At 34.6% G+C, this 23,424-nt stretch carries 21 protein-coding genes and 1 riboswitch; of the genes, 20 read left to right on the forward strand and 1 reads right to left on the reverse strand.

Going from position 1 to position 23,424, the window contains the following annotated elements; translation table 11 throughout:
- The first annotated feature begins 8 nt into the window (after positions 1 to 8).
- The 4 genes from B0A81_RS07605 (at position 9) to B0A81_RS07620 (ending at position 2,924) form a co-directional block, all read left to right on the forward strand.
- A complete protein-coding gene (locus B0A81_RS07605) occupies positions 9 to 434 on the forward strand; it encodes an OsmC family protein (protein WP_089057465.1) in 426 nt (141 codons plus the stop codon).
- A gap of 112 nt (positions 435 to 546) precedes the next feature.
- Positions 547 to 1,719: a trans-sulfuration enzyme family protein gene (locus tag B0A81_RS07610; protein ID WP_089057466.1), complete on the forward strand. Its 1,173-nt coding sequence runs from the start codon at positions 547 to 549 to the stop codon at positions 1,717 to 1,719.
- A 144-nt stretch (positions 1,720 to 1,863) separates the two neighbouring features.
- A complete protein-coding gene (locus B0A81_RS07615) occupies positions 1,864 to 2,370 on the forward strand; it encodes an RDD family protein (RefSeq protein WP_089057467.1) in 507 nt (168 codons plus the stop codon).
- A 143-nt stretch (positions 2,371 to 2,513) separates the two neighbouring features.
- Entirely contained in the window at positions 2,514 to 2,924 is a 411-nt protein-coding gene (locus tag B0A81_RS07620; RefSeq protein ID WP_089052586.1) for an RrF2 family transcriptional regulator, read from the forward strand.
- A gap of 69 nt (positions 2,925 to 2,993) precedes the next feature.
- On the opposite strand, the gene B0A81_RS07625 is transcribed toward B0A81_RS07620, so the two are convergent.
- Positions 2,994 to 3,776 (reverse strand): sulfite exporter TauE/SafE family protein, encoded by a 783-nt coding sequence (locus tag B0A81_RS07625; RefSeq protein WP_089057468.1) that lies wholly within the window; start codon positions 3,774 to 3,776, stop codon positions 2,994 to 2,996.
- Positions 3,777 to 4,079: 303 nt separating this feature from the next.
- Between B0A81_RS07625 and B0A81_RS07630 the strand changes: the two genes are divergently transcribed.
- The 16 genes from B0A81_RS07630 to B0A81_RS07705 all read left to right on the forward strand — a co-directional run bounded on the left by B0A81_RS07630 (position 4,080) and on the right by B0A81_RS07705 (position 23,305).
- Positions 4,080 to 4,982 (forward strand): sulfite exporter TauE/SafE family protein, encoded by a 903-nt coding sequence (locus tag B0A81_RS07630; RefSeq protein WP_089057469.1) that lies wholly within the window; start codon positions 4,080 to 4,082, stop codon positions 4,980 to 4,982.
- 25 nt (positions 4,983 to 5,007) lie between these two features.
- Positions 5,008 to 5,718 carry a phosphoadenylyl-sulfate reductase gene (locus tag B0A81_RS07635; RefSeq protein ID WP_089057470.1) on the forward strand — a complete coding sequence of 237 codons (711 nt, stop codon included), beginning with the start codon at positions 5,008 to 5,010 and terminating at the stop codon, positions 5,716 to 5,718.
- 201 nt (positions 5,719 to 5,919) lie between these two features.
- Positions 5,920 to 6,819: a sulfate adenylyltransferase subunit CysD gene (gene cysD / locus B0A81_RS07640; protein ID WP_035645595.1), complete on the forward strand. Its 900-nt coding sequence runs from the start codon at positions 5,920 to 5,922 to the stop codon at positions 6,817 to 6,819.
- A gap of 134 nt (positions 6,820 to 6,953) precedes the next feature.
- A complete protein-coding gene (locus B0A81_RS07645; protein ID WP_089057471.1) occupies positions 6,954 to 8,198 on the forward strand; it encodes a sulfate adenylyltransferase subunit 1 in 1,245 nt (414 codons plus the stop codon).
- Between the two features lie 84 nt (positions 8,199 to 8,282).
- A complete protein-coding gene (locus B0A81_RS07650) occupies positions 8,283 to 10,373 on the forward strand; it encodes a HEPN domain-containing protein (protein ID WP_089057472.1) in 2,091 nt (696 codons plus the stop codon).
- Positions 10,366 to 11,139, forward strand: coding sequence for a uroporphyrinogen-III C-methyltransferase (gene cobA, locus B0A81_RS07655; protein WP_089057473.1), 774 nt, complete (start codon positions 10,366 to 10,368; stop codon positions 11,137 to 11,139). The genes B0A81_RS07650 and cobA overlap by 8 nt, the downstream gene beginning before the upstream one ends.
- A 230-nt stretch (positions 11,140 to 11,369) precedes the next feature.
- Positions 11,370 to 11,951, forward strand: a complete 582-nt coding sequence (locus B0A81_RS07660; RefSeq protein WP_089057474.1) for a precorrin-2 dehydrogenase/sirohydrochlorin ferrochelatase family protein — start codon at positions 11,370 to 11,372, stop codon at positions 11,949 to 11,951.
- Between the two features lie 152 nt (positions 11,952 to 12,103).
- On the forward strand, positions 12,104 to 13,156 hold the full coding sequence (locus B0A81_RS07665) for an NAD(P)/FAD-dependent oxidoreductase (protein WP_089057475.1): 1,053 nt from the start codon (positions 12,104 to 12,106) through the stop codon (positions 13,154 to 13,156).
- 338 nt (positions 13,157 to 13,494) lie between these two features.
- A riboswitch (SAM riboswitch) is annotated at positions 13,495 to 13,611 on the forward strand.
- Positions 13,612 to 13,939: 328 nt separating this feature from the next.
- Positions 13,940 to 14,944 (forward strand): homocysteine S-methyltransferase family protein, encoded by a 1,005-nt coding sequence (locus tag B0A81_RS07670; protein WP_089057476.1) that lies wholly within the window; start codon positions 13,940 to 13,942, stop codon positions 14,942 to 14,944.
- Positions 14,945 to 14,965: 21 nt separating this feature from the next.
- Positions 14,966 to 15,493 (forward strand): hypothetical protein, encoded by a 528-nt coding sequence (locus tag B0A81_RS07675; RefSeq protein WP_089057477.1) that lies wholly within the window; start codon positions 14,966 to 14,968, stop codon positions 15,491 to 15,493.
- A 14-nt stretch (positions 15,494 to 15,507) separates the two neighbouring features.
- A complete protein-coding gene (locus B0A81_RS07680; RefSeq protein ID WP_089057478.1) occupies positions 15,508 to 15,783 on the forward strand; it encodes a hypothetical protein in 276 nt (91 codons plus the stop codon).
- Between the two features lie 69 nt (positions 15,784 to 15,852).
- Positions 15,853 to 18,528, forward strand: coding sequence for a methionine synthase (gene metH / locus B0A81_RS07685; RefSeq protein WP_089057479.1), 2,676 nt, complete (start codon positions 15,853 to 15,855; stop codon positions 18,526 to 18,528).
- A 161-nt stretch (positions 18,529 to 18,689) separates the two neighbouring features.
- Entirely contained in the window at positions 18,690 to 19,646 is a 957-nt protein-coding gene (gene metF, locus B0A81_RS07690) for a methylenetetrahydrofolate reductase [NAD(P)H] (protein ID WP_089057480.1), read from the forward strand.
- 141 nt (positions 19,647 to 19,787) lie between these two features.
- Positions 19,788 to 20,441: a class I SAM-dependent methyltransferase gene (locus B0A81_RS07695; protein ID WP_089057481.1), complete on the forward strand. Its 654-nt coding sequence runs from the start codon at positions 19,788 to 19,790 to the stop codon at positions 20,439 to 20,441.
- Positions 20,442 to 20,583: 142 nt separating this feature from the next.
- Complete coding sequence (locus B0A81_RS07700) at positions 20,584 to 21,807, forward strand: dicarboxylate/amino acid:cation symporter (RefSeq protein WP_089057482.1); 1,224 nt, start codon at positions 20,584 to 20,586, stop codon at positions 21,805 to 21,807.
- A gap of 88 nt (positions 21,808 to 21,895) precedes the next feature.
- On the forward strand, positions 21,896 to 23,305 hold the full coding sequence (locus B0A81_RS07705; protein WP_089057483.1) for a pyridoxal phosphate-dependent decarboxylase family protein: 1,410 nt from the start codon (positions 21,896 to 21,898) through the stop codon (positions 23,303 to 23,305).
- The last annotated feature ends 119 nt before the right edge of the window (positions 23,306 to 23,424 follow it).

The raw sequence follows: 23,424 nt of genomic DNA on the forward strand, positions 1-23,424 counted from the left end.
AAAATACCATGAAAGTAACGTTAAACAGAGTAAACGACGCGTTTCATTTTAAATTAAAAAATGAAAGAGGTCATGTAGTTGATGTTGACAGCAGAGCCGAATTTGGCGGAAGCGATTTAGGAGCTAGTCCAATGGAATTAGTTTTAATGGGCGTTGCCGGATGCAGTGCGATTGATATGATTTCGATTCTAAAAAAGCAGCGTCAAGAAATTACATCTTTTAATGCTGAGGTTGAAGGTGAGCGCGTGCAAATTGGTGAAGCAAAACCTTTTAAAGAAATTAATGTCGTTTTTTATTTAGAAGGCGATATCAATCCCGAAAAAGCACAGCGTGCTGCACAGCTTTCTTTTGAGAAATACTGTTCTGTAGCCAAAACTGTAGAACCAACAGCAACAATTAAGTATAAAGTTGTCTTGAACAACGAAGCTTTGTAAAATTAGATAATTAGTCAATTAGAGAATTTGATAATTTCTCTAAACAGTTTGAATTTTGAATTCAGTAATAACCTGAAACTTTAAACTTTAAACAAAAAAACAAAACAACACAATGAATACAGAAGAATTTGGTTTTGAAACACAAGCCATAAGAACACAATTAGAAAGATCTCAGTATCTAGAGCATTCAGTGCCATTATACTTATCGTCAAGCTTTGTATTTGAAGATGCCGAAGATATGAGAGCTTCTTTTACAGAAGAAAAAGAAAGAAATATTTACAGCCGTTTCAGCAATCCAAACACAACTGAATTTGTAGAGAAAATCTGCAAAATGGAAGGTGCAGAATCTGGTTATGCATTCGCAACTGGAATGGCAGCAGTTTATTCGACTTTTGCAGCTTTGTTAAATGCAGGAGATCATATCGTTTCTGCAAGCAGCGTTTTCGGTTCTACGCATGCATTGTTCATGACTTATTTTCCAAAATGGAACATTGAAACTTCTTATTTTGAAATTAATAAGCCAGAAACAATTGAAAGTTTTATTAAGCCAAATACAAAAATATTATATGCTGAGTCACCGACAAATCCTGGAGTTGATGTAATCGATTTGCAATTGTTGGGTGATATTGCCAAAAAACACAATCTGATTTTAATTATCGACAACTGTTTTGCAACGCCATATATTCAGCAGCCAATTAAATTTGGAGCACATTTGGTAGTACATTCAGCAACTAAATTGATTGATGGTCAAGGACGTGTTTTAGGTGGAGTTACGGTTGGAAGTGAAGATTTAATCAGACAGATTTATTTGTTTTCAAGAAATACAGGGCCGGCTTTATCGCCGTTTAATGCTTGGGTTTTATCTAAAAGTTTAGAGACTTTGGCAGTTCGTGTAGAGAAGCATTGTGAAAATGCATTAAAAGTAGCCGAATTTCTAGAAGCGCATCCAAATGTAAACAGCATAAAATATCCATTCTTGAAATCGCACCCGCAATATGAAATTGCCAAAAAGCAAATGAAATTAGGTGGAAATATTATTGCTTTTGAAATTAAAGGTGGAATTGAAGCGGGAAGAAAATTCCTGAATTCAATAAAACTTTGTTCATTATCTGCTAATATTGGAGATACTAGATCAATTGTAACTCATCCAGCATCAACAACGCACAGCAAATTATCTGAAGCAGATCAATTAGCAGTTGGAATTACGCAAGGTTTAGTGCGTGTTTCAGTTGGTTTAGAAACGGTAGAAGATGTAATTGCCGATTTAAAGCAAGCGCTTGATTAAAATCAAGATTTTAGAATATAAAAAGAAAGATCATTTTTTNNAAAAAATGATCTTTCTTTTTTTTTGTGATGTCAGTAAAAAGTATATTTTTGTTAATTAAAAAATCAAAAGTTATTAATAATCAACTACTAAACCACATTACAAATGAGCAATTCTACTTACGTTTTAGACGATAAATTATTAGTGTCAGCTGGAGCACGTTTTTTACATTATATAATTGATCTTTTTGCCTTTTTTGTCATTTTAATCCTAATTGGAGCAGCAATCGGTGTTCTTTCTGCCTTACTTGATGTTACTGCATTGTCTGATTGGATGAATGGTTTAGGTGATTTAGGATGGAATCTTGTCGCAATTATAGTTTCGTTAATTTATTATATTGCTATGGAAGGATTATTAGGCAGAACAATAGGAAAATACATTACAGGCAGTATTGTAGTGGATGAAAATGGTCAGAAACCGGATTTTGGAACTATTGTAAAAAGAAGTTTTTGTCGTTTAATTCCTTTTGATGCACTTACTTTTTTGGGAGGTTCTAGAGGTTGGCATGATTCATTATCTGGAACCTATGTTGTGAGTAAAAAAGCATTAGATGAAGAAGTGAAATCCTTTCATGAGTTCAATTTAATTGGAGTTCAGGAAGTAAATCAATAAAACTATACTAATTTGGTAGAATATAGTTTTCTATTCTGTTAGTATTCTCGTTCAAAAAGTCTATTTTTGTTGCAGAAAAACAATGAAGATTGTTTATTTTAGTGAGAATGTAAAATAAACAGTCAGCAATCAAAAATCTAAAAATGCTTTCAAAGAAAACAAAATACGGAATTAAAGCTTTAACTTATTTGGCAAGACGCGAGAATAACGAACCTGTACAAATTGCCGAAATTGCGAAAAGCGAACATATTTCGATTAAATTTCTGGAAAGTATTTTATTACTTTTAAGAAATTCAGGTTTCTTGGGTGCTAAAAAAGGAAAAGGCGGAGGTTATTATCTAATCAAAGATCCAAAAGACATCAGCATGGCTAAAGTGTACCGTATTCTTGAAGGTCCAATTGCATTGCTGCCATGTGCGAGTCATAATTTTTATGAAAAATGCGACGATTGTGACGATGAGGATTCTTGTGCTGCCCGACGTTTAATGACTGAAGTTAGAGATAATACACTTAAAATATTAGAAAGTAACTCTTTAGCAGATATTGCATTTTAATACATATTAGTTTAGATATAAAAAAAAGTCCATTTCATAATTTTTGAAAAGGACTTTTTTTGTTTTATCTTAAAATATCAATTTATATCCCGCCATAAAAAGCATAACAGCGATGGCATTTCTTAAAAACAAATCAGGCACTTTTCCGCTTAACATACTTCCCATAAAAATTCCGGGAAGGGATCCTAAAAGTAATTGACCTAATAAAAATAAGTCTAAGTTTCCCATCGAAGCATGACCAATTCCGGCTACCAAAGTTAAAGGAACGGCATGAGCGATTTCAGTTCCTACCAAACGCGGCGTTGGTAAAAGCGGATACAAGAAAAATAAAGTTACTGTGCCTAAAGCTCCAGCTCCAATTGAAGTTAAGGTTACAGTTGCGCCAAGTAAAACTCCAATACCAATTGTCAGCATATTTTGAGTTTGACTCTCGCTGTGAAATTTATCGCCTGCATGTTTTTGAGAAAATCGCAACAGCCTTTTCTTAAATAAAATTGCAACAGATGTAAAAAGAAGTGCCCAGCCTAAACTGTATTTTATTACAGAATTTATAGTAGAAATATCAGTTTTTATACTGTTTAATATCCATAAAGTCAGCAAAGCAGCAGGAACACTTCCTAGAGTCAGCCAGCCAGTAATTTTCCAGTTTATGTTTCCCTTTTTATGATGAACAAATACTCCGCCGGCTTTAGTAAATGCGGCGTAAAGTAAATCAGTTCCAACTGCAGTAGTTGGTGGAATGCCAAAGTACAATAAAATGGGAGTCATTAAAGAGCCGCCTCCAACTCCGGTTAGTCCTACTATAAAGCCAACGACTAAACCTGCAATTACAAGGCCTATTTGAAAATCCATAATTAAAAAAAATTTGGCGCTAAAGTAATAACAATTTTATAATTATCCTATAGATTTTGTAGAGATTAAAAATGTATTTAAAAAACAAATGATTACAAGGCAGATGTTGTTTAAATAAGATGAGTTTTAATTTCATTTGTTAAATTAATTTGTTGAAACATTACGACAGTAATTTCTAGATAATTAGAGCTTTAAAAAAAAGATAATATTGTTTTGATTTTTAGAAATAAGTAGTATTTTTGCAAAGTAATCTATTAACCCGATAGGGTAATAGGATTTGAAAATCAATCGAATAGTATTAATATGGAGAAAGAACTGAAAATAAATAGTATTGATGTGAAGTCTGAAGCTTCATTAAAAGAGAAGCTTTGGGTTGTAATACCAGTTGTTTTATTAGTAGGTTTACTATCAACCTTGATTTACAATCATTATGCTGATTTTTCTGTAGATGCTTTTATAGCGGGATTCAATCAGGAATTTTTAGTGTTTTTTGCTATTGGAGTTTTTGCTCAATTGGTTGATGGTACTCTAGGAATGGGTTACGGAGCGACTTCAACGTCATTTTTATTGGCTTATGGAGTTCCACCAGTTGTAAGCAGTACTGCGGTTCACGTATCTGAAATGTTTACAACAGGAGCTTCCGCACTTTCACATCACCGATTTGGAAATATCAATAAAAAGTTAGTTAAACATTTATTGATTCCAGGAGTTTTAGGTTCAATTACAGGAGCTTATTTATTGGCAGATGTTATTAATGGAGATATAATTAAACCATTTATTGCAGTATATATGATTGTTTTGGCAGTCATTATTATTAAAAAAGCCTTGAAGAAAAGTATTGTAAAAAAGAAAACTAAAAAACTTGGTTATTTAGCTGTTTTCGGTGGTTTTATGGATTCGGTTGGCGGCGGAGGCTGGGGACCAATTGTGACTTCAACATTACTAGGAAGAGGAAGAAATCCAAGATATACTATCGGTTCCGTAAATGCAGCTGAGTTCGCAATTTCATTTGCAAGCGGTATAACATTTATGCTTTTTGGAGGAATTCATGGCTGGCAGGTAATCATCGGATTGATTTTAGGAGGAGTTATTTCAGCGCCATTAGCAGCATATTTGGTAAATAAAATCAAAAGAAAACCAATGATGGTTGCAGTTGGAATTCTAATTATATTATTGAGTTTAAAAACATTATCTAAATTATTGTAAGTAATAATTTTAGAAAGGAGAGATTATGAGTGCGATTATTGTACAAGATTTATTAGAGAAAACTGCAGCTTTTTCGCTTGACGAAACCTTAGTTTTTTTAGCAGAAGAATTCCCAGGGAAAGTAATTTTCTCGACTTCTTTTGGACAGGAAGATCAGGTAATTACAGATTTTATTGCAAAAAGCAATACTGATATTATTGTTTTTACTCTAGATACGGGAAGATTATTTCAGGAAACTTACGACGTTTTTCACAAAACATTAAAAAAGTATAAAAGACCTATCGAAGTTTATTTTCCGGAAGCTGCAGCTGTAGAAAATTTACTAAAAGAAAAAGGACCAAACAGCTTTTACGATTCAGTTGAAAATAGAAAAGAGTGTTGTTTTATTCGAAAAGTAGTTCCGTTAAGAAAAGCTTTAGCAGGAAATTCAGTTTGGATTACAGGTTTAAGAGCTGAACAATCAGAAAACAGACAAGATTTACATTTGTTTGAATATGATGGAAACTTCGAAATTATAAAATTCAATCCGTTGCTAAAATGGACTTTAGAAGAGGTTGAAACATATTTGCAAGAGAACAATGTTCCTCAAAATGCATTGCACAAACAAGGTTTCGTAAGTATTGGATGTGCTCCTTGTACTAGAGCAATTTTTCCAGGAGAAGATATTAGAGCAGGAAGATGGTATTGGGAATCGAGCCATAAAGAGTGTGGTTTGCATAGTGCTAAAAAAGAGTAGTTAGAGGTAAGAAGCAAGAAAATAGATTTAGAATATGGATTAAAGTTTCGGAGGAACGATTCATATTGTAGAGCCGTCCCGAAGCTTCGGGATTAATCCGGGTGGAGAATAAAGAAAACAGAATAAATAGCGTAAAGTTTTAGAGTAACTCACAACTTAAAACCTGAAACTTGAAACTAAAAAATATCAAACAAAAAAACAATGAGTTCAGTATTAAAAACAAACGCTTTAGAGAGTGAAGCGATATATATTTTCAGAGAAGTAATTTCACAGTTTGACAAACCAGTTTTACTTTTCTCAGGAGGAAAAGATTCTATAACATTAGTGCGTTTAGCGCAAAAAGCATTTTTCCCTGCTAAGATTCCGTTTCCTCTATTACACGTTGATACGGGACACAATTTCCCTGAAACTATTGCTTTCAGAGATAAATTGGTAGAAGAATTAGGTTTAGAGTTAATCGTTCGTAATGTTCAGGATGCTATTGATGAAGGAAAAGTGGTTGAAGAAACAGGAAAATATTCTAGTAGAAACAGCCTGCAGACAACAACACTTTTAGATGCAATTGAAGAATTTAAGTTTGATGCTTGTATTGGTGGTGCGCGTCGTGATGAAGAAAAAGCAAGAGCAAAAGAGCGTATTTTCTCTGTTCGTGATGATTTCGGACAATGGGATGAAAAAAATCAAAGACCTGAGTTATTTGATATTTTGAATGGAAAAATCGAAAACGGACAAAACGTTCGTGTTTTCCCAATTTCAAACTGGACAGAATTAGATGTTTGGAGTTATATCGAAAAAGAACATATCGAGATTCCATCAATCTATTTTTCACATAAAAGAAAAGTTTTTTTGAGAGACGGTTTAATCTGGTCGCATTCTCCTTTTGTGTACCAAGAAGAAGACGAACAAATCGAAGAAAGAATTGTTCGCTTCAGAACCGTTGGAGATATGAGTTGTACAGCAGCAGTTGAATCTTACGCAGCAACAATCGAAGAAGTTGTTGGAGAGATCAGAGAATCAACAATTTCTGAAAGAGGAGCCAGAATCGATGACAAACGTTCTGAAGCCGCAATGGAAAAGAGAAAACAACAAGGATACTTTTAATTCAATTAAAAATTGAGAATTAAAAATTAAAAGTTAGAATCAAGAAAACAAAAACATACAGATTTAAATTTTAGTTCAAGGGAAAGCAACTTGAAACTTGAAACAAAAATTAAACCTGAAACAAAATATTAAGAATGGAAGTTTTAAAAATAGCAACAGCGGGAAGTGTAGATGATGGAAAAAGTACTTTGATCGGGAGATTATTGTACGATACAAAATCATTGACTACTGATAAGATTGAAGCAATCGAAAAAAGCAGTAAACAAAAAGGATATGATTATCTTGATTTTTCACTAGCGACTGACGGATTAGTAGCAGAAAGAGAACAAGGAATCACGATTGATGTTGCGCATATTTACTTTTCGACTGCAAAGAAAAGTTACATTATAGCCGATACTCCGGGTCACGTAGAATATACGAGAAACATGGTTACAGGAGCTTCGACTTCTCAGGTTTCTATCATTTTAATTGATGCCAGAAAAGGTGTAATTGAGCAAACATACCGTCACTTTTTTATCAATAATTTATTGCGAGTAAAAGAAGTAATTGTTGCGATTAATAAAATGGATTTAGTTGATTACTCAGAAGAAGTTTTCAATAAAATCAAAGCCGATTTTCAGGCGTTAAATGCAAAAAGTACATTCAAAGAACAAAACGTAAGCTATATTCCGTTAAGCGCAATCAACGGTGGAAACGTTGTTGATCAGTCAAAAGATATGCCTTGGTATGATGGACAAACCGTTTTAGAACATTTAGAAGGATTACATTCTCATGATGTTTTTGAAGCAGGAAAAGCACGTTTCCCAGTTCAAACCGTAATTCGCCCAAAAACAGAAGAGTACCACGATTTTAGAGGTTACGCTGGAAAATTATACGGAAACTCAATTAAAGTTGGAGATGCTGTAACAGTTCTTCCTTCTTTAACAGAATCAAAAGTATCTAAAATTCACTTTTTCGATAAAACATTTGACGAAGCCGTTGCAGGTTCTTCAATTACAATCGAATTAGAAAATGATATCAATGTAACGAGAGGTGATATGATTGTAAAATCAGATGAACTTCCAAAAATTGAAAAAGAAATCACAACAACAGTTTGTTGGATGGACAGTAAAAAATTGGTTGCAGGAACAAAATACATTGTGCAGCACAATACAAATTCAGTTTTAGCAAAAGTAGAAAGTATCAAAAATACAATTTCAACTGATTATTCTGGAACAAAAGAAGCTTCGCAATTAGCGATCAACGAAATCGGAGAAGTAAGCATAAAATTAAGCAAGCCTTTATATTTTGACGCTTACAACGACAATAAATCAAATGGAGCTTTTATTTTAATTGATACCGCAACAAACACAACAGCAGGAGTAGGATTCATCAGGTAGTTGATAGTTTGTGGTTTTTAGTTGATAGTTCTGCTGTCAACAACCAACTATAAACAACCAACTATAAACAACCAACTTAGAGAAATGGAAAGTTTTAGAACAGAAATAGAAAATCCGGTAGTTCAAAGAGAGATTATCGAATTAGAAAAAAAGATTCATTTATTCCGTGGAGGAAAAATTGATGATGAGCGTTTTCGTAGTCTTCGTTTAGCGCGTGGAATTTACGGGCAACGTCAGGAAGGCGTTCAGATGATTCGTATCAAATTGCCTTATGGTAAAGTTACCAGCGAGCAATTAGTGCGTATCACGCAAGTTTCTGATGAGTATTCTACAGGACGTTTACACATTACAACACGTCAGGATATCCAGATTCATTATGTGAGTTTAGACAGAACACCAGAACTTTGGGCAGATTTGGCTAAAGACGATATTACGCTTCGTGAAGCTTGTGGAAACACGGTTAGAAATATTACAGGAAGCGAATTGGCTGGAGTTGATGTAAACGAACCATTTGATGTTTCACCTTATGCACACGGACTTTTTCAATATTTGTTAAGAAACCCAATTTGTCAGGAAATGGGACGTAAATTCAAAATTTCGTTTTCTTCTTCAGACGAAGATACTGCTTTGAGTTATTTACACGATTTAGGATTTATTCCAAAAATTAAAGACGGACAAAAAGGTTTCAAAATCATGTTTGGAGGAGGTTTAGGATCTCAGCCAGCGCATGCCGAATTGCTTTCGGAGTTTGTTCCGGTAAACGAAATCATTCCAACAGCAGAAGGAATCATTCGTATTTTCGACAGATACGGAGAACGTGCAAAAAGAATGAAAGCGCGTATGAAATTCTTAATCAAAGAAATGGGAAGAGATGTTTTCCTTGATTTAGTTGAAAAAGAGAAAAAAGCCATCGCATTTGAAACATACGAAATTGACACAACGGCTTTTGACGGCCCAATTACAGAGCCGTTATTAGAAGTTCCGCTAGTTACGATCGAAGATACTGCAGCTTACGAAACGTGGAAAAAATCGAATGTAATCAAGCAGAAACAAGACGGTTATTACGCTATTGGAATCAAAGTTTTATTAGGTGATTTTTATACGGATAAAGCAAGATTATTAGCAGCTTTAATAAAAAATTACGGAGCAAATGAACTACGTTTTTCATTGCGTCAAAATATTGTAATACGTAATATAAAAGAAGAGAATTTACCTTTCTTTTATCAAGAATTAGCCAAATTGGATTTTGTTCAATTAGGATATAATTCGACAGCAGATATTACAGCATGTCCGGGTACAGATACTTGCAACTTGGGGATTGCAAGTAGTACCGGAATTGCAGAAGAATTAGAAAGAGTTTTAAGTGCAGAATATCCTCAGTATTTAAACAATCAGGAAATTGAAATTAAAATTTCAGGTTGTATGAATGCCTGCGGGCAGCATAATATGTCTGCAATTGGATTCCAGGGAATGTCTATCAACTCAGGAAAACTGGTTGCTCCGGCATTACAAGTTTTGTTAGGAGGAGGAAGATTAGGAAATGGAGCAGGACGTTTTGCGGATAAAGTAATTAAAATTCCAAGCCGTAGAGGACCAGATGCTTTGCGCACAATTTTAAACGATTTTGATGCGAATGCAAACGGAGAAAAATTCCTTAATTATTACGATGTAAAAGGAGAGAAGTATTTCTATGAAATTTTAAAACCTTTCGCAGACGTAACCAATTTAACAGAAGCTGATTTTGTGGATTGGGGTAATGCAGACAATTATGTAAAAGCAGTTGGAGTTGGAGAATGTGCCGGCGTTGTGATCGATTTAGTAGCGACTTTATTGTTTGAAGCTAAAGAGAAATTAATCCTAGCTCAGGAATCTTTTGATAACGAAAAATGGTCAGACGCTATTTATCATGCTTACGCAGGATTTGTAAATGGAGCAAAAGCTTTGTTGTTGTCAGAAAACCAAAAAACAAATCATCACGCAGGAATTGTAGACCTGTTTGATACTGTTTTTGTTGAAAATAATAAAATCGAATTAAACTCAACTTTTAAAGACTTGGTTTACCAAATCAATAAAAATGAACCATCAGAAGCTTTCGCTAAAGATTACATCGCTCAAGCGGTAGTTTTCTTTGATAAAATCGAAACTTTCAGAGCTCAGGAATTAGAAAATGCTTAATATAAAACCCAAAATAACTTTAGTTGGTGCAGGTCCGGGTGATCCTGATTTACTTACGCTCAAAGCTGTAAAAGCATTGGCTGAAGCTAATGTGGTTTTATACGACGCTTTGGCTAACGAAGAAATTCTGGATTATGCACCCAAAAATGCAATTAGAATTTTTGTTGGAAAAAGAATCGGAAATCATGCTTATACGCAGGATCAGATCAATCAATTGATTGTGGATAATGCGCTGACATATGGAAATGTAGTTCGGTTAAAAGGTGGTGATCCGTTTATTTTTGGAAGAGGAAGCGAAGAAGTAGAATTTGCAGAAAGTTTCGGAATTGAAACTATTGTAGTTCCTGGAATTTCATCAGTTGCTTCGGTTCCTGCAAGTCAGGGAATATCAATTACAAAAAGAGGCGTTTCAGAAAGCTTTTGGGCGATTACCGGAACAACTTCTGACAGAAAATTATCTTCAGATGTAGCTTTAGCGGCACAATCTTCGGCAACGGTCGTGATTTTAATGGGAATGCACAAATTACCTCAAATCATCGATTTGTTTCAAAAAGAAGATAAAGGAAATCTGCCTGTAGCGATTATTCAAAACGGAACAACTTCGGAGGAAAAAGTTGGAGTTGGAACAGTAGATTCGATTCTAAATATTGTAAAAGAAAAAGAATTAGGTTCACCAGCGATTATTGTTCTTGGAGAAGTTGTAAGAGAAAGCAATAAATTAAAAGGATTTTACGAAGAGTTTCTATCAAAGGAAATCGCAAGATAAAGTTCCGAAGGAACCATTCGTATAACAATAGCGTTCCGAAGGAACAATTCATGTTGTAGGGTCGGGTTTCACCCGATGTACGCATGGTAATAACGTCGGATTTTAATCTGGGAAATAAAACGAAAGATTGGAAAACATAGCCCGAGGTTTCAACCTCGAGAACGAATGGATATTTAATTCAATATTCATTAAAAAATCATCTAATTTTGATTGGATGTAATTAAATTAAAATGGAACAGAACGAATTATATCCCATATTCCTAAAACTTCATAATCTGAATGTTTTAATTGTGGGCGGAGGAAATGTAGGTTTGGAAAAGCTTTCTTTCTTGCTAAAGTCAAGTCCAAATGCGAATGTTGAGGTTGTAGCGCCTGATTTTCATTTAGAAATTAAAGTTTTAGCAGAAAACCATCCTTCAATTAAATTGACGGAAGCGAAGTTCAAAAAGAAAATGCTCAAAAAGCGTCACATGGTAATTGCCTGTACAGACAATTTAAAAGTGAATAAAAGAGTTTACGATTTGGCCAGAAAACGTTATTTGATTTGCAATATTGCCGACACGCCCGATTTATGTGATTATTATTTAGGCGGAATCGTAACTAAAGGAAATGTGAAAATTGCAATTTCGACCAACGGAAAATCGCCGACAACGGCAAAAAGGCTTAGGGAGTTTTTCGAAGAAGTAATTCCAGAGGATATCAATCAAATGGTTGAAAATTTGAATGAATATCGAAAAACTTTAAAAGGTAATTTTGAAGAAAAGGTTAAAAGAATGAACGAGATAACCGATTCATTAAGAAATAAAGAATAATAAAAAGTTCCGAAGGAGCAATTTATATTGTAGCATCGGGTTTTAACCCGATGGACGAAAGAGGAGAAATGAATAATGATAAAAATCATTGTTAGTAGAATAAATTATTCGTTTCTTTGTATTATTAAGAATGATTATAAACAACAAGCATAATGATTAAAACAGATATACTTATAATTGGAGCAGGACCAACAGGTTTATTTGCCGTTTTCGAGGCAGGATTATTAAAATTAAAATGTCACATTTTAGATGCTCTTCCACAAGCAGGAGGACAACTATCAGAATTGTATCCTAAAAAACCTATTTATGATATTCCTGGTTTTCCAGAAGTTTTAGCAGGAGATTTAATTGATAACCTACAAGAACAAATTAAGCAATTTGAGCCAGGTTATACATTAGGCGAGCGTGCTGAAACAATAGAAAAACAAGAAGACGGAAGTTTTATTGTTACCTCAAATAAAGGAACTAAATTTCATGCACCGGTTATTGCAATCGCTGGAGGTTTAGGAAGTTTTGAGCCTCGTAAACCACTTATCGAAGATATAGAGTTTTATGAAAATAAAGGGGTAAAATACTTCATCAAAAATCCTGAAAAATTTAGAGACAAAAGAGTTGTAATTGCAGGAGGAGGAGATTCAGCATTAGACTGGAGTATTTTCTTGGCAAATGTAGCTTCAGAAGTTACTTTAATTCACAGAAGAAACGAATTTAGAGGTGCTTTAGATTCAGTAGAAAAAGTACAAGAATTAAAAACTGCAGGAAAAATTAAATTAATTACGCCGGCAGAAGTTATCGGAATTAATGGTGCTGAACACATCGAGTCATTAGATATCGAAGAAAACGGAGCACACCGTAAAATCGAAACTGATTATTTCATTCCGCTATTTGGATTAACTCCAAAATTAGGTCCAATTGGAGATTGGGGACTAGAAATTGAGAAAAATGCAATTAAAGTAAATAATGCATTAGATTACCAAACAAACATTCCAGGAATCTTTGCAATTGGAGACGTAAACACGTACCCAGGAAAATTAAAGTTGATCCTTTGTGGTTTCCACGAAGCAACATTAATGTGCCAAGCTGCGTACCAAATCATCAATCCAGGTAAAAAATATGTGTTGAAATATACAACAGTTTCTGGTGTAGATGGTTTCGACGGAACTCGTAAAGAAGCACCAAAAGCAGTTGTGAAAGCGATAGTCTAAGTTGCTAAGGTTTTTATATACAAAAGCTCAAACTTTAAAAGTTTGGGCTTTTTTTTCATCACGCAGAATCCCAGAGGGATGAAATATTTACAGAAAAGAAATAATTCCGTCTGTAAAAAACTTCAGCGGAGCAACATCTTTGAGATGTGTCGCTCCGCTGGAGCTTTAGTTTGATTGCTGAATGTTTTTCTATAAATATTATGCTCCCCTGGATCTAAATCACGTAAAAGGTCAAAGCCTTAGAATCTTAGCATCTTAACTGCTCAGCACCTTAGAAAAAAAACATTTGCAAATCGAAACCCTATTTCATACCTTTGCACTGTTCTTAAAATTATTGTCAGTTATCACGAAAGGCGGAGGGATAGACCCGATGAAACCTTAGCAACCCTTTATCATAAAGAAGGTGCTAAATTCTACTTTATACTACATTTTCCAGTATTAAAGATAGATAACACAAATACATACTCGTATTTCTCAAAACTTTTCTCGATAACATATAATATTTACTGAAACAGATTCTGTATCAGGAGCGAATCATTGGCGCATTTTTGCAGTTAATAGTTCCCGCTTTCGCCTATATCTCTCCATTTCATTGCGAGGATACCGGCTCAATCGGGGCTAATGAGCCAGCACTAGTGCACTTTTGGAATTAATGTAAAAAAATATCGAAGGCTAGACCGAAAGGTTTTTTAAACCTGCCGGGTCTAAAAGAGCCTTCACAATCATAATAAAAAAACTTAGCATCTTAGAACCTTAGCGTCTTAGCAGCTAAAACAAAAAAATATGGCAATTACAATACAAGAAGCAATAAAAAAAAATATCCTAATCCTTGATGGAGCTATGGGAACGATGTTGCAGCGCTATAATTTCTCAGAAGAAGATTTTCGTGGCGAACGTTTCAAAGATTTTCCGCATCCATTAAAAGGAAATAACGATTTACTATCCATAACACAACCACATGCAATCCGCGATGTCCACGCCGCTTATTACGAAGCCGGCGCTGACATTGTAGAAACTAACACTTTTTCAGGAACGACAATCGGTATGGCCGATTATCACATGGAAGATTTGGTTTACGAGTTAAACTACGAATCAGCAAAAATCGCAAGACAAGTAGCTGATGAGTTTACCGCGAAAAATCCAGAAAAACCTCGTTTTGTAGCCGGTTCAATCGGACCGACGAACAGAACGGCAAGTATGTCACCAGATGTAAATGATCCAGGTTACAGAGCCGTAACGTTTGATGATTTGAGAATCGCTTACAAACAACAAGCAGAAGCTTTAATGGATGGTGGCTGTGATTTACTTTTAGTAGAAACCATTTTCGATACTTTAAATGCAAAAGCAGCACTTTTTGCGATCGAAGAAGTAAAAGAAGAACGTAATCTTGATATTCCAATCATGGTTTCAGGAACGATTACAGATGCCTCTGGAAGAACACTTTCAGGACAAACTGTAGAAGCATTTTTGATTTCAGTTTCGCATATTCCGTTATTAAGCGTGGGATTCAATTGCGCCCTTGGAGCCGATTTGTTGAAACCGTATTTAAAAACATTATCTCAGCATACACAATTTAATGTTTCGGCACATCCCAATGCAGGATTGCCAAATGCTTTCGGACAATATGATGAAACACCAGAACAAACTCAGGCTTTTATTAAAGAATATTTAGATGATAATTTAATCAATATAATCGGTGGCTGTTGCGGAACAACTCCAGATCATATTCGATTAATGGCTGAAGTTGCAAAAGATTATAAGCCACGCGTGGCGCCAGTAACAGTATAGTGTGATTTTTTGGAATATTATATGAAATTTAAATATCTGGTTTTATTAGTTTTTCTTTCAACTTTACTTGCACAATGTGCTTCGTCAGCGACCATCGAAGGAATGACGGTTAAAGATTATAAAGCGGAAAAGAAAATTGGAGATAAAATTTTCATTAGATCTGTTACAGGTGGAAAAAAAACAAATCCATTATGGACATCTAAGATTTCTAATGAAAATTTTGGAGAAGCATTTAAAAAATCTGTTATTGAATCTGAAGTATTTTCGAAAATAGATTCGATTACAAATGACGAGGATTGGGTTCTTGAAATTAATTTAGTTTCTGTTGATCAGCCTTTTTTTGGTCTGACCTTTACGGTCAAAACTACAATAGAATATAAATTGTATTATCAAAATAAATTGAGGTTTAGCAAGAATATTAAACAATCCGGAAGTGCTACAACTTCAGATGCAATTTTAGGAGTAAAAAGGTTACGCTTAGCGAATGAAGTTTCGGCAAAAAATAATATAAATGAGTTACTTCGATCATTAAACGAGATTGTTCAATAGATGTAAATGCAGTAATGACAATATCAAAAATGGATGGAGAGCATATTATTTATTCTGAAGATGGAGAGGTTTTTAAAGCTTTTCTAAATTCAAATTGGTACGATACAATGAGTCCATATTTATATTGTGTTTCTGAATTGAAAAGTATTAAAAGTAAGATTGACAATAACGAAAAATTCAAGATAGAAAGTAACGGTAAAATATATCATATTACGACAAATTTAGAATTTAAGACATGGATAGAAAAGGTGTTTTATGGCGGATTTGAGAAACATGTTTTTATTGATTAAAAAATAAAAGTTCCGGAGGAACGAAACATATTGTAGCAACGGAATTTATTCCGTTGAAAATTGAAGAAAATGACAGAAAAAAGAAGAGACCTTGTATTAGCAGGATTAGAACCGTTGATTATTACGCCCGAAAGTGTTTTTGTAAACGTTGGGGAACGTACAAATGTAACAGGTTCAAGAAAATTCCTGAGATTAATCAAGGAAGAGAAATATGACGAGGCGCTTGATATTGCAAGACAGCAGGTAGAAGGTGGAGCACAGATCATCGATATTAATATGGATGAAGGAATGCTTGACGGTGTTACGGCGATGACTAAATTTTTGAATTTAATTGCTGCAGAACCAGATATTTCGAGAGTGCCGATTATGATCGACAGTTCGAAATGGGAAATCATCGAAGCAGGTCTTAAAGTAGTACAAGGAAAAAGCGTTGTAAACTCGATTTCGTTAAAAGAAGGGGAAGAAGCTTTTATTCATCATGCTCGACTAATCAAACGTTATGGAGCGGCGGCCATTATCATGGCTTTTGACGAAGTAGGTCAGGCCGATAATTACGATCGTAGAGTTGAAATCTGTCAGCGTTCGTACGATATTTTGGTGAACAAAGTAGGGTTTCCTCCACAGGATATTATTTTCGATTTGAATATTTTCCCAGTTGCAACGGGAATGGAAGAACATCGCTTAAACGCTTTGGACTTTTTTAGAGGAACAAAATGGGTTCGTGAAAACCTTCCGCACGCACATATTAGCGGTGGAGTAAGTAACGTTTCGTTCTCTTTTAGAGGAAATGATACCGTTCGTGAAGCGATGCACTCCGTGTTTTTATACCACGCGATTAAAAACGGAATGACGATGGGAATCGTAAATCCAGAAATGTTGACGATTTATGATGATATTCCGAAAGACTTATTAGAACACGTTGAAGACGTAATTTTAGATAGACGCGACGATGCTACAGAACGACTTTTGGATTTTGCTGAAAACGTAAAAGGCGAAGTAAAATCAGATGAAAAAGCCGTTCAAGAATGGCGTTTTGGAACAGTTCAAGAGCGTATTACACATTCGTTAGTAAAAGGAATCGATGCTTTTATTGAAGAAGATGTTGAAGAAGCTCGTTTGGCGGCAACAAAGCCAATTGAAGTTATCGAAATCAATTTGATGACGGGAATGAATGTCGTTGGAGATTTATTCGGAAGCGGAAAAATGTTCCTGCCTCAGGTTGTAAAATCAGCTCGTGTAATGAAAAAAGCCGTTGCTTATTTATTGCCTTATATCGAAGCCAGCAAACAAGCTGGAGACAAACAAGGAAACGGAAAAATCCTGATGGCAACTGTAAAAGGCGACGTTCATGATATTGGTAAAAACATCGTTTCGGTGGTTTTGGCTTGTAACAATTACGAGATTGTCGATCTTGGTGTTATGGTGCCTCCGGAAAAAATTATTGCAGCGGCTATTGAACACGAAGTAGACATTATTGGATTAAGCGGATTGATTACGCCTTCGCTTGACGAAATGGTGTATTTAGCCAAAGAATTAGACAAACAAAATATTAAAATCCCGATTATGATTGGCGGGGCAACAACTTCGCGCGCGCATACTGCCGTGAAAATTGCACCACAGTACAAAGAAACTGTAATTCACGTAAACGATGCTTCGAGAGCTGTTACTGTTGCAGGAAATCTGTTAGATCATAATAGAAAAATATATGCAGCAGATATTCGTGCCGAATACGATTCATTTAGAGAAACATTCTTAAATCGTTCAAGAGACAAAAACTTCCTTACGATTGAAGATGCCCGTAAAAATAAATTACCATTGGATTGGTCAGAATATACTCCGACTAAACCAAAAGTAATTGGTAAACAAATTGTCGAAGTTGACTTAGATGTTTTGGTTCCGTACATCGACTGGACGCCATTTTTTCAGACTTGGGAATTGTACGGAAAATATCCTGCGATTTTAACGGATGAGGTTGTGGGCGAACAAGCAACTTCTGTTTTTGCTGATGCTCAGGCAATGCTGAAAGTTATTTTAGAAGAGAAAAAACTAAAAGCAAAAGGTATTTACGGAATTTTCCCTGCGAATCAGGTTGATGATGACGATATCGAATTGCGTGACGAAAACGGAAAAGTTTTGGAGAAATTCTTAACACTTCGTCAGCAGTCACAAAAAACAAAAGGCGCTCCAAACATCGCTTTATCTGATTTTATTCTGCCAAAAGAAAGCGGAATAACAGATTATATGGGAGCTTTTTGTGTGACAACAGGTTTTGGTGTAGATGAATGGGCAGCGGAATATGAGAAGAACTTAGACGATTACAATTCGATTATGGTTAAAGCACTTGCCGATCGTTTTGCTGAGGCTTTCGCCGAATATCTTCACGAAAGAGTACGTAAAGATTTTTGGGGTTACGATTCAGAAGAAGCTTTAACCAATGAAGAATTGATTAAAGAAAATTACAAAGGAATTCGTCCAGCTCCAGGTTATCCAGCTTGTCCTGATCACTTAGAGAAACCAACAATTTGGAAGCTTTTAAATGTAGCCGAAGAAATTGGAGTGACTTTAACGGAAAGCATGGCAATGTGGCCGGCTTCATCGGTTTCAGGATACTATTTTGGAAACCCGAAAAGCAGGTATTTCGGACTCGGAAAAATAAAAGAGGATCAAGTAGTAGATTACGCTAAACGACGCAATGTCCCAACGGATTATGCCATGAAATGGTTAAATCCTAATATAGCAGATTAACAAAGAAGTTTCAGGTTTCAGGTTTAAAGTTTCAAGTTCTGTACAGCAACTTGAAACCTGGAACTTTAAACTTGAAACAACAAATATTTGATTTAAGTTTTTGATTTCAGATTTTTTACACAAACGATTCAAAAACATAATCATAACTCATAACTTAAGAAATGAAAGTAACAGAGCATATAGAAAACGCCAAAGGAAAAACATTATTCTCATTTGAACTTATTCCGCCTCAAAAAGGGAAGAGTATTCAAGAATTATACGATAATATTGACCCGTTAATGGAGTTTCAACCGCCGTTTATTGACGTAACAACTTCGCGTGAAGAATATATTTATATAGACAAAGGCAACGGACTTTTAGATAAAAAACTGACTCGTATGCGTCCGGGAACGCTTGGAATTTGTGCTTCTATAAAACATAAATACAACGTAGACACCGTTCCGCATTTACTTTGCGGCGGATTTACACAGGAAGAAACCGAATATATGCTGGTTGATTGTCAGTATTTGGGAATTAATAATGTGATGGCGCTTCGTGGTGACGCCATGAAAGATGAACAATCTTTTGTGCCAAAAGCTGGCGGAAATCATTTTGCGATTGATTTGGTTAAACAAATTAATGATTTGAATTGTGGAAAATATCTTCATGAAGTGATGGATATTGATAACAAGGCTGATTTCTGTATTGGTGTTGCAGGTTATCCTGAAAAGCACTTAGAATCACCATCATTACAATCTGATTTAAAAAGATTAAAAGAAAAAGTAGATGCGGGAGCAGATTATGTGGTAACACAAATGTTTTTTGATAATGCGAAATATTTTGCTTTTGTAGAAAAGGCGAGAGAAATAGGTATTACAATCCCAATTATTCCAGGAATTAAACCAATTGCAGTACAAAGACATTTGCAAATTCTGCCTCAAATTTTCAGAATCGATTTACCTGAAGATTTAATCGATGCAGTTTATAAATGCAAAAATAACGCTGAAATCAAGCAAGTCGGAATCGAATGGGCGATTCAGCAGTCACTTGAATTAAAAGCTGCTGGAGTTCCTGTTTTACACTATTATTCAATGGGTAAATCAGAGAATATTCGTCAGATCGCAAGTCAGGTTTTTTAAGAGTTTTCTATTAGATATAACACAAGTTTGTCATTTCTTCTTCGTCGAAATGACAAACTAAGCGTTAGTTGGAAATCTGATTCCAAATGATAATAATGCTGAAGGATTTTGTTTAATTTAGAAGTTTAAAATTTTCGTGTAATGAAACAAGAAGAACTACAAGCCATAGCCTCTCAATTAAAACTTCCAATAGGAGAAAAAGGAATCGAAATGGGAAATATGATGAACGAAACGAACATCAATATGACACGCCATTCGATTCAAAATCTGAATATATCAAACGAAAATAAAATTCTAGAATTGGGTCACGGAAATGCGGGACACGTAGAATTTTTATTCGAACAAGCTGAAAATCTGAAATACTACGGACTGGAAATGTCCGAACTAATGTTTCAGGAAGCACGCCAGACTAATCGAAATTTTGTTTCTCAAAAACAAGCTTTCTTTTCGCTTTATGACGGAAATAAAATTCCGTTTGAAAATGATTTTTTTGATAAAATATTTACGGTAAATACAATTTATTTTTGGCAGAAGCCAGAAGAATTATTAGTAGAGATTTACAGAGTACTAAAGCCGAATGGGAATTTCTGCTTAACATTTGCGGAAGAAGATTTCATGAAGAAGCTTCCATTTACTCAATTTGAATTCGAATTATACAGTACTGAAAAAGCACAAGAATTAATTAAGAAATCGCCTTTTAAAATTGTTTACTCAGAAACACAGACTGAAAAAGTAAAGAGTAAAACAGGCGAATTAGTAGATAGAGCTTTTACTACTATAGTTCTAGAAAAATAAAAGTTTTTTTGCCACAGATTAAATGGATTAACACAGATTAAAAAAATCTTTTAAATCTGTGGCAGAATTATTAACTATAGCAGATCTTAAAGTGCTTTCGTTTTTTATTATTAATCTTTCGGAATTATAATCCTTTACAATTATGGAAGTTAAGAAAATCAATTTTTTACAGAGTTACAGCAGCATACTTTTGCTTCTTGGCGGTATTATTATAGGAAGTGTTTTAGGATTGGTATTTGGAGAAAAAGTTTTGATCATAAAACCGATTGGTGATATATTTCTGAATTTACTTTTTACGGCAATTATTCCGCTTATCTTTTTTACGATTGGTTCTTCAATTGCCAATTTGGAAAAAACAGAGAAACTTGGAAAACTGTTTGTTATAATGATATTGGTTTTTCTCGCGACAATTCTAATTTCTGGCATTGTAATGATCTGTGCCGTTTATCTTTTTCCAATTCATCAGGATATTGCCATTACCAAAGTTCCGTTTGAAAACATTCAATCTGGATCGGCGGGAGATCAAATCGCAAAATTGCTTACAGCAAATGATTTCTTCGAATTATTGTCTCGAAAAAGCATGCTGGCACTTATTATATTCTCATTTTTAATCGGCTTTGCCACATTACAATCTGGTGAAAAAGGAAATGCTTTCAAAAGTTTTCTTGATTCAGGAAACGAGGTAATGAAACAGCTTTTGAATATTATAATGAAATTTGCTCCAATTGGTTTAGGAGCTTATTTTGCTTATCAGGTTGGTATTTTTGGACCGCAGTTGTTTGGAGTTTATGCAAAACCTATGGCTGTTTATTATGCGGCCTGCATCTTTTATTTCTTTGTATTTTTTAGTTTGTATGCACTTGTTGCCGGTGGAAAAAGAGCTTTCAAAGTTTTTTGGAGCAATAATGTAACCGCTTCATTAACTGCAGTTGGAACTTGCAGCAGTATTGCAACGATTCCTGCAAATCTCGATGCTGCGCAAAAAATGGGAATTCCGGCACATGTTCGTAATTTGGTGATTCCACTTGGAGCACCTTTGCATAAAGATGGATCGAGTATGTCATCTATTTTAAAAATAACCTTTTTATTTGCCATGTTTGGAAAAGAATTTACAGAACCTTCAACCATACTTTTGGCACTCGGAATTACAATTATTGTTTCGATTGTCGAAGGCGGAATTCCAAACGGAGGTTATATAGGAGAAGTTTTAGCTATCACCGTTTATGGTTTTCCAATGGAACAGGCATTACCGGTTGCCATGATTTTAGGAACTCTGGTTGATCCAATTGCTACTTTACTAAATGCAAATGGAGACGTAATTTGTTCTATGATGGTTTCCAGATTTTCTGAAAAGACCAAATGGTAGCTTTACGGTAAGTTTTACATTTTCACATTAAATATTAATTAACCTGTTTTCTACTGAAAAATCAGTACGAAAACCAATACTATATAATATGAATTCAATACTGCAGCATGATCTAAAAAATTTCGAAGTTATCTTAGAAAAAGCAAAACAACAAGGAATTGATTTCTTGAACAATCTTGAGAATATTCCAACTTCAAGCAAAAATAAAGTAGATACAAACCGTGCTTTAAACGAATTAGGTTTGGGCTCTGAAGAGGCTTTAATAGAATTTAATGAAAGACTAGTTCCTTTATTAGTTTCTTCGCCAGGTCCGCGTTATTGGGGTTTTGTAACTGGAGGATCGACTCCCGCTTCAATTGTAGGCGATTGGCTGTCGTCGATTTACGATCAGAATACGCAGGCGGTTGTGGCACAGGGCGGAAATTCGGCATTAATAGAATTTGAAACCATTCATTTATTACTACAATTACTAGAACTTCCTGATACATTCATGGGCGGATTTGTTACTGGAGCAACTATGTCAAATTTTACTTGTTTAGGAGTAGCGAGACAATGGTTTGGAAAACAATTGGGTAAAGATTTTGCTAAGAATGGAATTTCAGAAACGATCAATATATTGACAGCAATGCCGCATTCGTCTTCTTTAAAAACATTATCAATGTTAGGAATTGGAAGCCAGAATTATACAGTTGTAAAAACAATTGAAGGTAACCGTGAAGCAATTGATACTGTTGATTTAGAAACAAAAATAAAAGAATTAAATGGGAAACCTTTCATCTTAATTTCTAGTGCGGGAACTGTAAATACAGCAGATTTTGATGATTTTAAAGAGATTTCAGCTCTTAGATCAAAATATAATTTCTGGTGGCATATCGACGCGGCTTTTGGTGGTTTCGCTGCAGTTTCAGATAAATATAAGCATTATGTAGAAGGCTGGCAGGGTGCAGACAGTATTGCTGTTGATTGTCATAAATGGCTGAATGTTCCTTACGAAAGCGCATTTTATTTGGTTAAAAAAGAACATATTAATCTGCAAATCGAAACGTTTCAAAATTCGAATGCTCCTTATTTAGGAAATGCGCTTGAAAATTTTAATTATTTAAACGTTCTTCCAGAAAACTCACGTCGTTTAAGAGCTTTGCCGGTTTGGTTTTCTTTAGTGGCTTACGGAAAAGAAGGATTTTGCGATATTATTGAAAAAAGTGCTTTACTTGCGCTGCATTTTGGAAATGAGCTTATTGAAGACGGCCGTTTTGAACTTCTTGCTCCAATTCGGTTAAATAATGTTTGCTTTACTTTAAAAGGAGATGAAAATCAAGATAAAGTTGCTCAATTTTTAACGCAGCTAAATGATACAGGAAAAGTATTTATGACACCAACTGTTTATCAAAACAAAAAAGGTATCAGAGCATCATTTGTAAATTGGAGAACTGCCGAAGAAGATATTAAAATTGTAATAGAAGAAATGAAAAATATAATTTCAGATTTGGATTTATAAGTCTTAAAATAGAATTTTTGAAGCCCGTTTATGTATTAAGCGGGCTTTTTTTATGCGCTAAACGCTGTTTTTCCTTAAAAAAGTGTTCTGTAATTTAACTTTTATGATTAAAAATCTTA

It is taken from the genome of Flavobacterium plurextorum, assembly GCF_002217395.1.
GTDB lineage: Bacteria > Bacteroidota > Bacteroidia > Flavobacteriales > Flavobacteriaceae > Flavobacterium > Flavobacterium plurextorum.

What these genes read in the sequence shown, in the direction of transcription:
- B0A81_RS07680 (WP_089057478.1), top strand. Translation starts at nt 15,508, where the DNA reads ATGACAATATCAAAAATGGATGGAGAGCATATTATTTATTCTGAAGAT.
- cysD (WP_035645595.1), top strand. Translation starts at nt 5,920, where the DNA reads ATGAGTTCAGTATTAAAAACAAACGCTTTAGAGAGTGAAGCGATATAT.
- B0A81_RS07625 (WP_089057468.1), bottom strand. Translation starts at nt 3,776, where the DNA reads ATGGATTTTCAAATAGGCCTTGTAATTGCAGGTTTAGTCGTTGGCTTT.
- B0A81_RS07660 (WP_089057474.1), top strand. Translation starts at nt 11,370, where the DNA reads ATGGAACAGAACGAATTATATCCCATATTCCTAAAACTTCATAATCTG.
- metF (WP_089057480.1), top strand. Translation starts at nt 18,690, where the DNA reads ATGAAAGTAACAGAGCATATAGAAAACGCCAAAGGAAAAACATTATTC.
- B0A81_RS07705 (WP_089057483.1), top strand. Translation starts at nt 21,896, where the DNA reads ATGAATTCAATACTGCAGCATGATCTAAAAAATTTCGAAGTTATCTTA.
- B0A81_RS07645 (WP_089057471.1), top strand. Translation starts at nt 6,954, where the DNA reads ATGGAAGTTTTAAAAATAGCAACAGCGGGAAGTGTAGATGATGGAAAA.
- B0A81_RS07670 (WP_089057476.1), top strand. Translation starts at nt 13,940, where the DNA reads ATGGCAATTACAATACAAGAAGCAATAAAAAAAAATATCCTAATCCTT.
- B0A81_RS07610 (WP_089057466.1), top strand. Translation starts at nt 547, where the DNA reads ATGAATACAGAAGAATTTGGTTTTGAAACACAAGCCATAAGAACACAA.
- B0A81_RS07665 (WP_089057475.1), top strand. Translation starts at nt 12,104, where the DNA reads ATGATTAAAACAGATATACTTATAATTGGAGCAGGACCAACAGGTTTA.
- B0A81_RS07700 (WP_089057482.1), top strand. Translation starts at nt 20,584, where the DNA reads ATGGAAGTTAAGAAAATCAATTTTTTACAGAGTTACAGCAGCATACTT.
- B0A81_RS07635 (WP_089057470.1), top strand. Translation starts at nt 5,008, where the DNA reads ATGAGTGCGATTATTGTACAAGATTTATTAGAGAAAACTGCAGCTTTT.
- metH (WP_089057479.1), top strand. Translation starts at nt 15,853, where the DNA reads ATGACAGAAAAAAGAAGAGACCTTGTATTAGCAGGATTAGAACCGTTG.
- cobA (WP_089057473.1), top strand. Translation starts at nt 10,366, where the DNA reads ATGCTTAATATAAAACCCAAAATAACTTTAGTTGGTGCAGGTCCGGGT.
- B0A81_RS07630 (WP_089057469.1), top strand. Translation starts at nt 4,080, where the DNA reads ATGGAGAAAGAACTGAAAATAAATAGTATTGATGTGAAGTCTGAAGCT.
- B0A81_RS07675 (WP_089057477.1), top strand. Translation starts at nt 14,966, where the DNA reads ATGAAATTTAAATATCTGGTTTTATTAGTTTTTCTTTCAACTTTACTT.
- B0A81_RS07650 (WP_089057472.1), top strand. Translation starts at nt 8,283, where the DNA reads ATGGAAAGTTTTAGAACAGAAATAGAAAATCCGGTAGTTCAAAGAGAG.
- B0A81_RS07695 (WP_089057481.1), top strand. Translation starts at nt 19,788, where the DNA reads ATGAAACAAGAAGAACTACAAGCCATAGCCTCTCAATTAAAACTTCCA.
- B0A81_RS07605 (WP_089057465.1), top strand. Translation starts at nt 9, where the DNA reads ATGAAAGTAACGTTAAACAGAGTAAACGACGCGTTTCATTTTAAATTA.
- B0A81_RS07615 (WP_089057467.1), top strand. Translation starts at nt 1,864, where the DNA reads ATGAGCAATTCTACTTACGTTTTAGACGATAAATTATTAGTGTCAGCT.
- B0A81_RS07620 (WP_089052586.1), top strand. Translation starts at nt 2,514, where the DNA reads ATGCTTTCAAAGAAAACAAAATACGGAATTAAAGCTTTAACTTATTTG.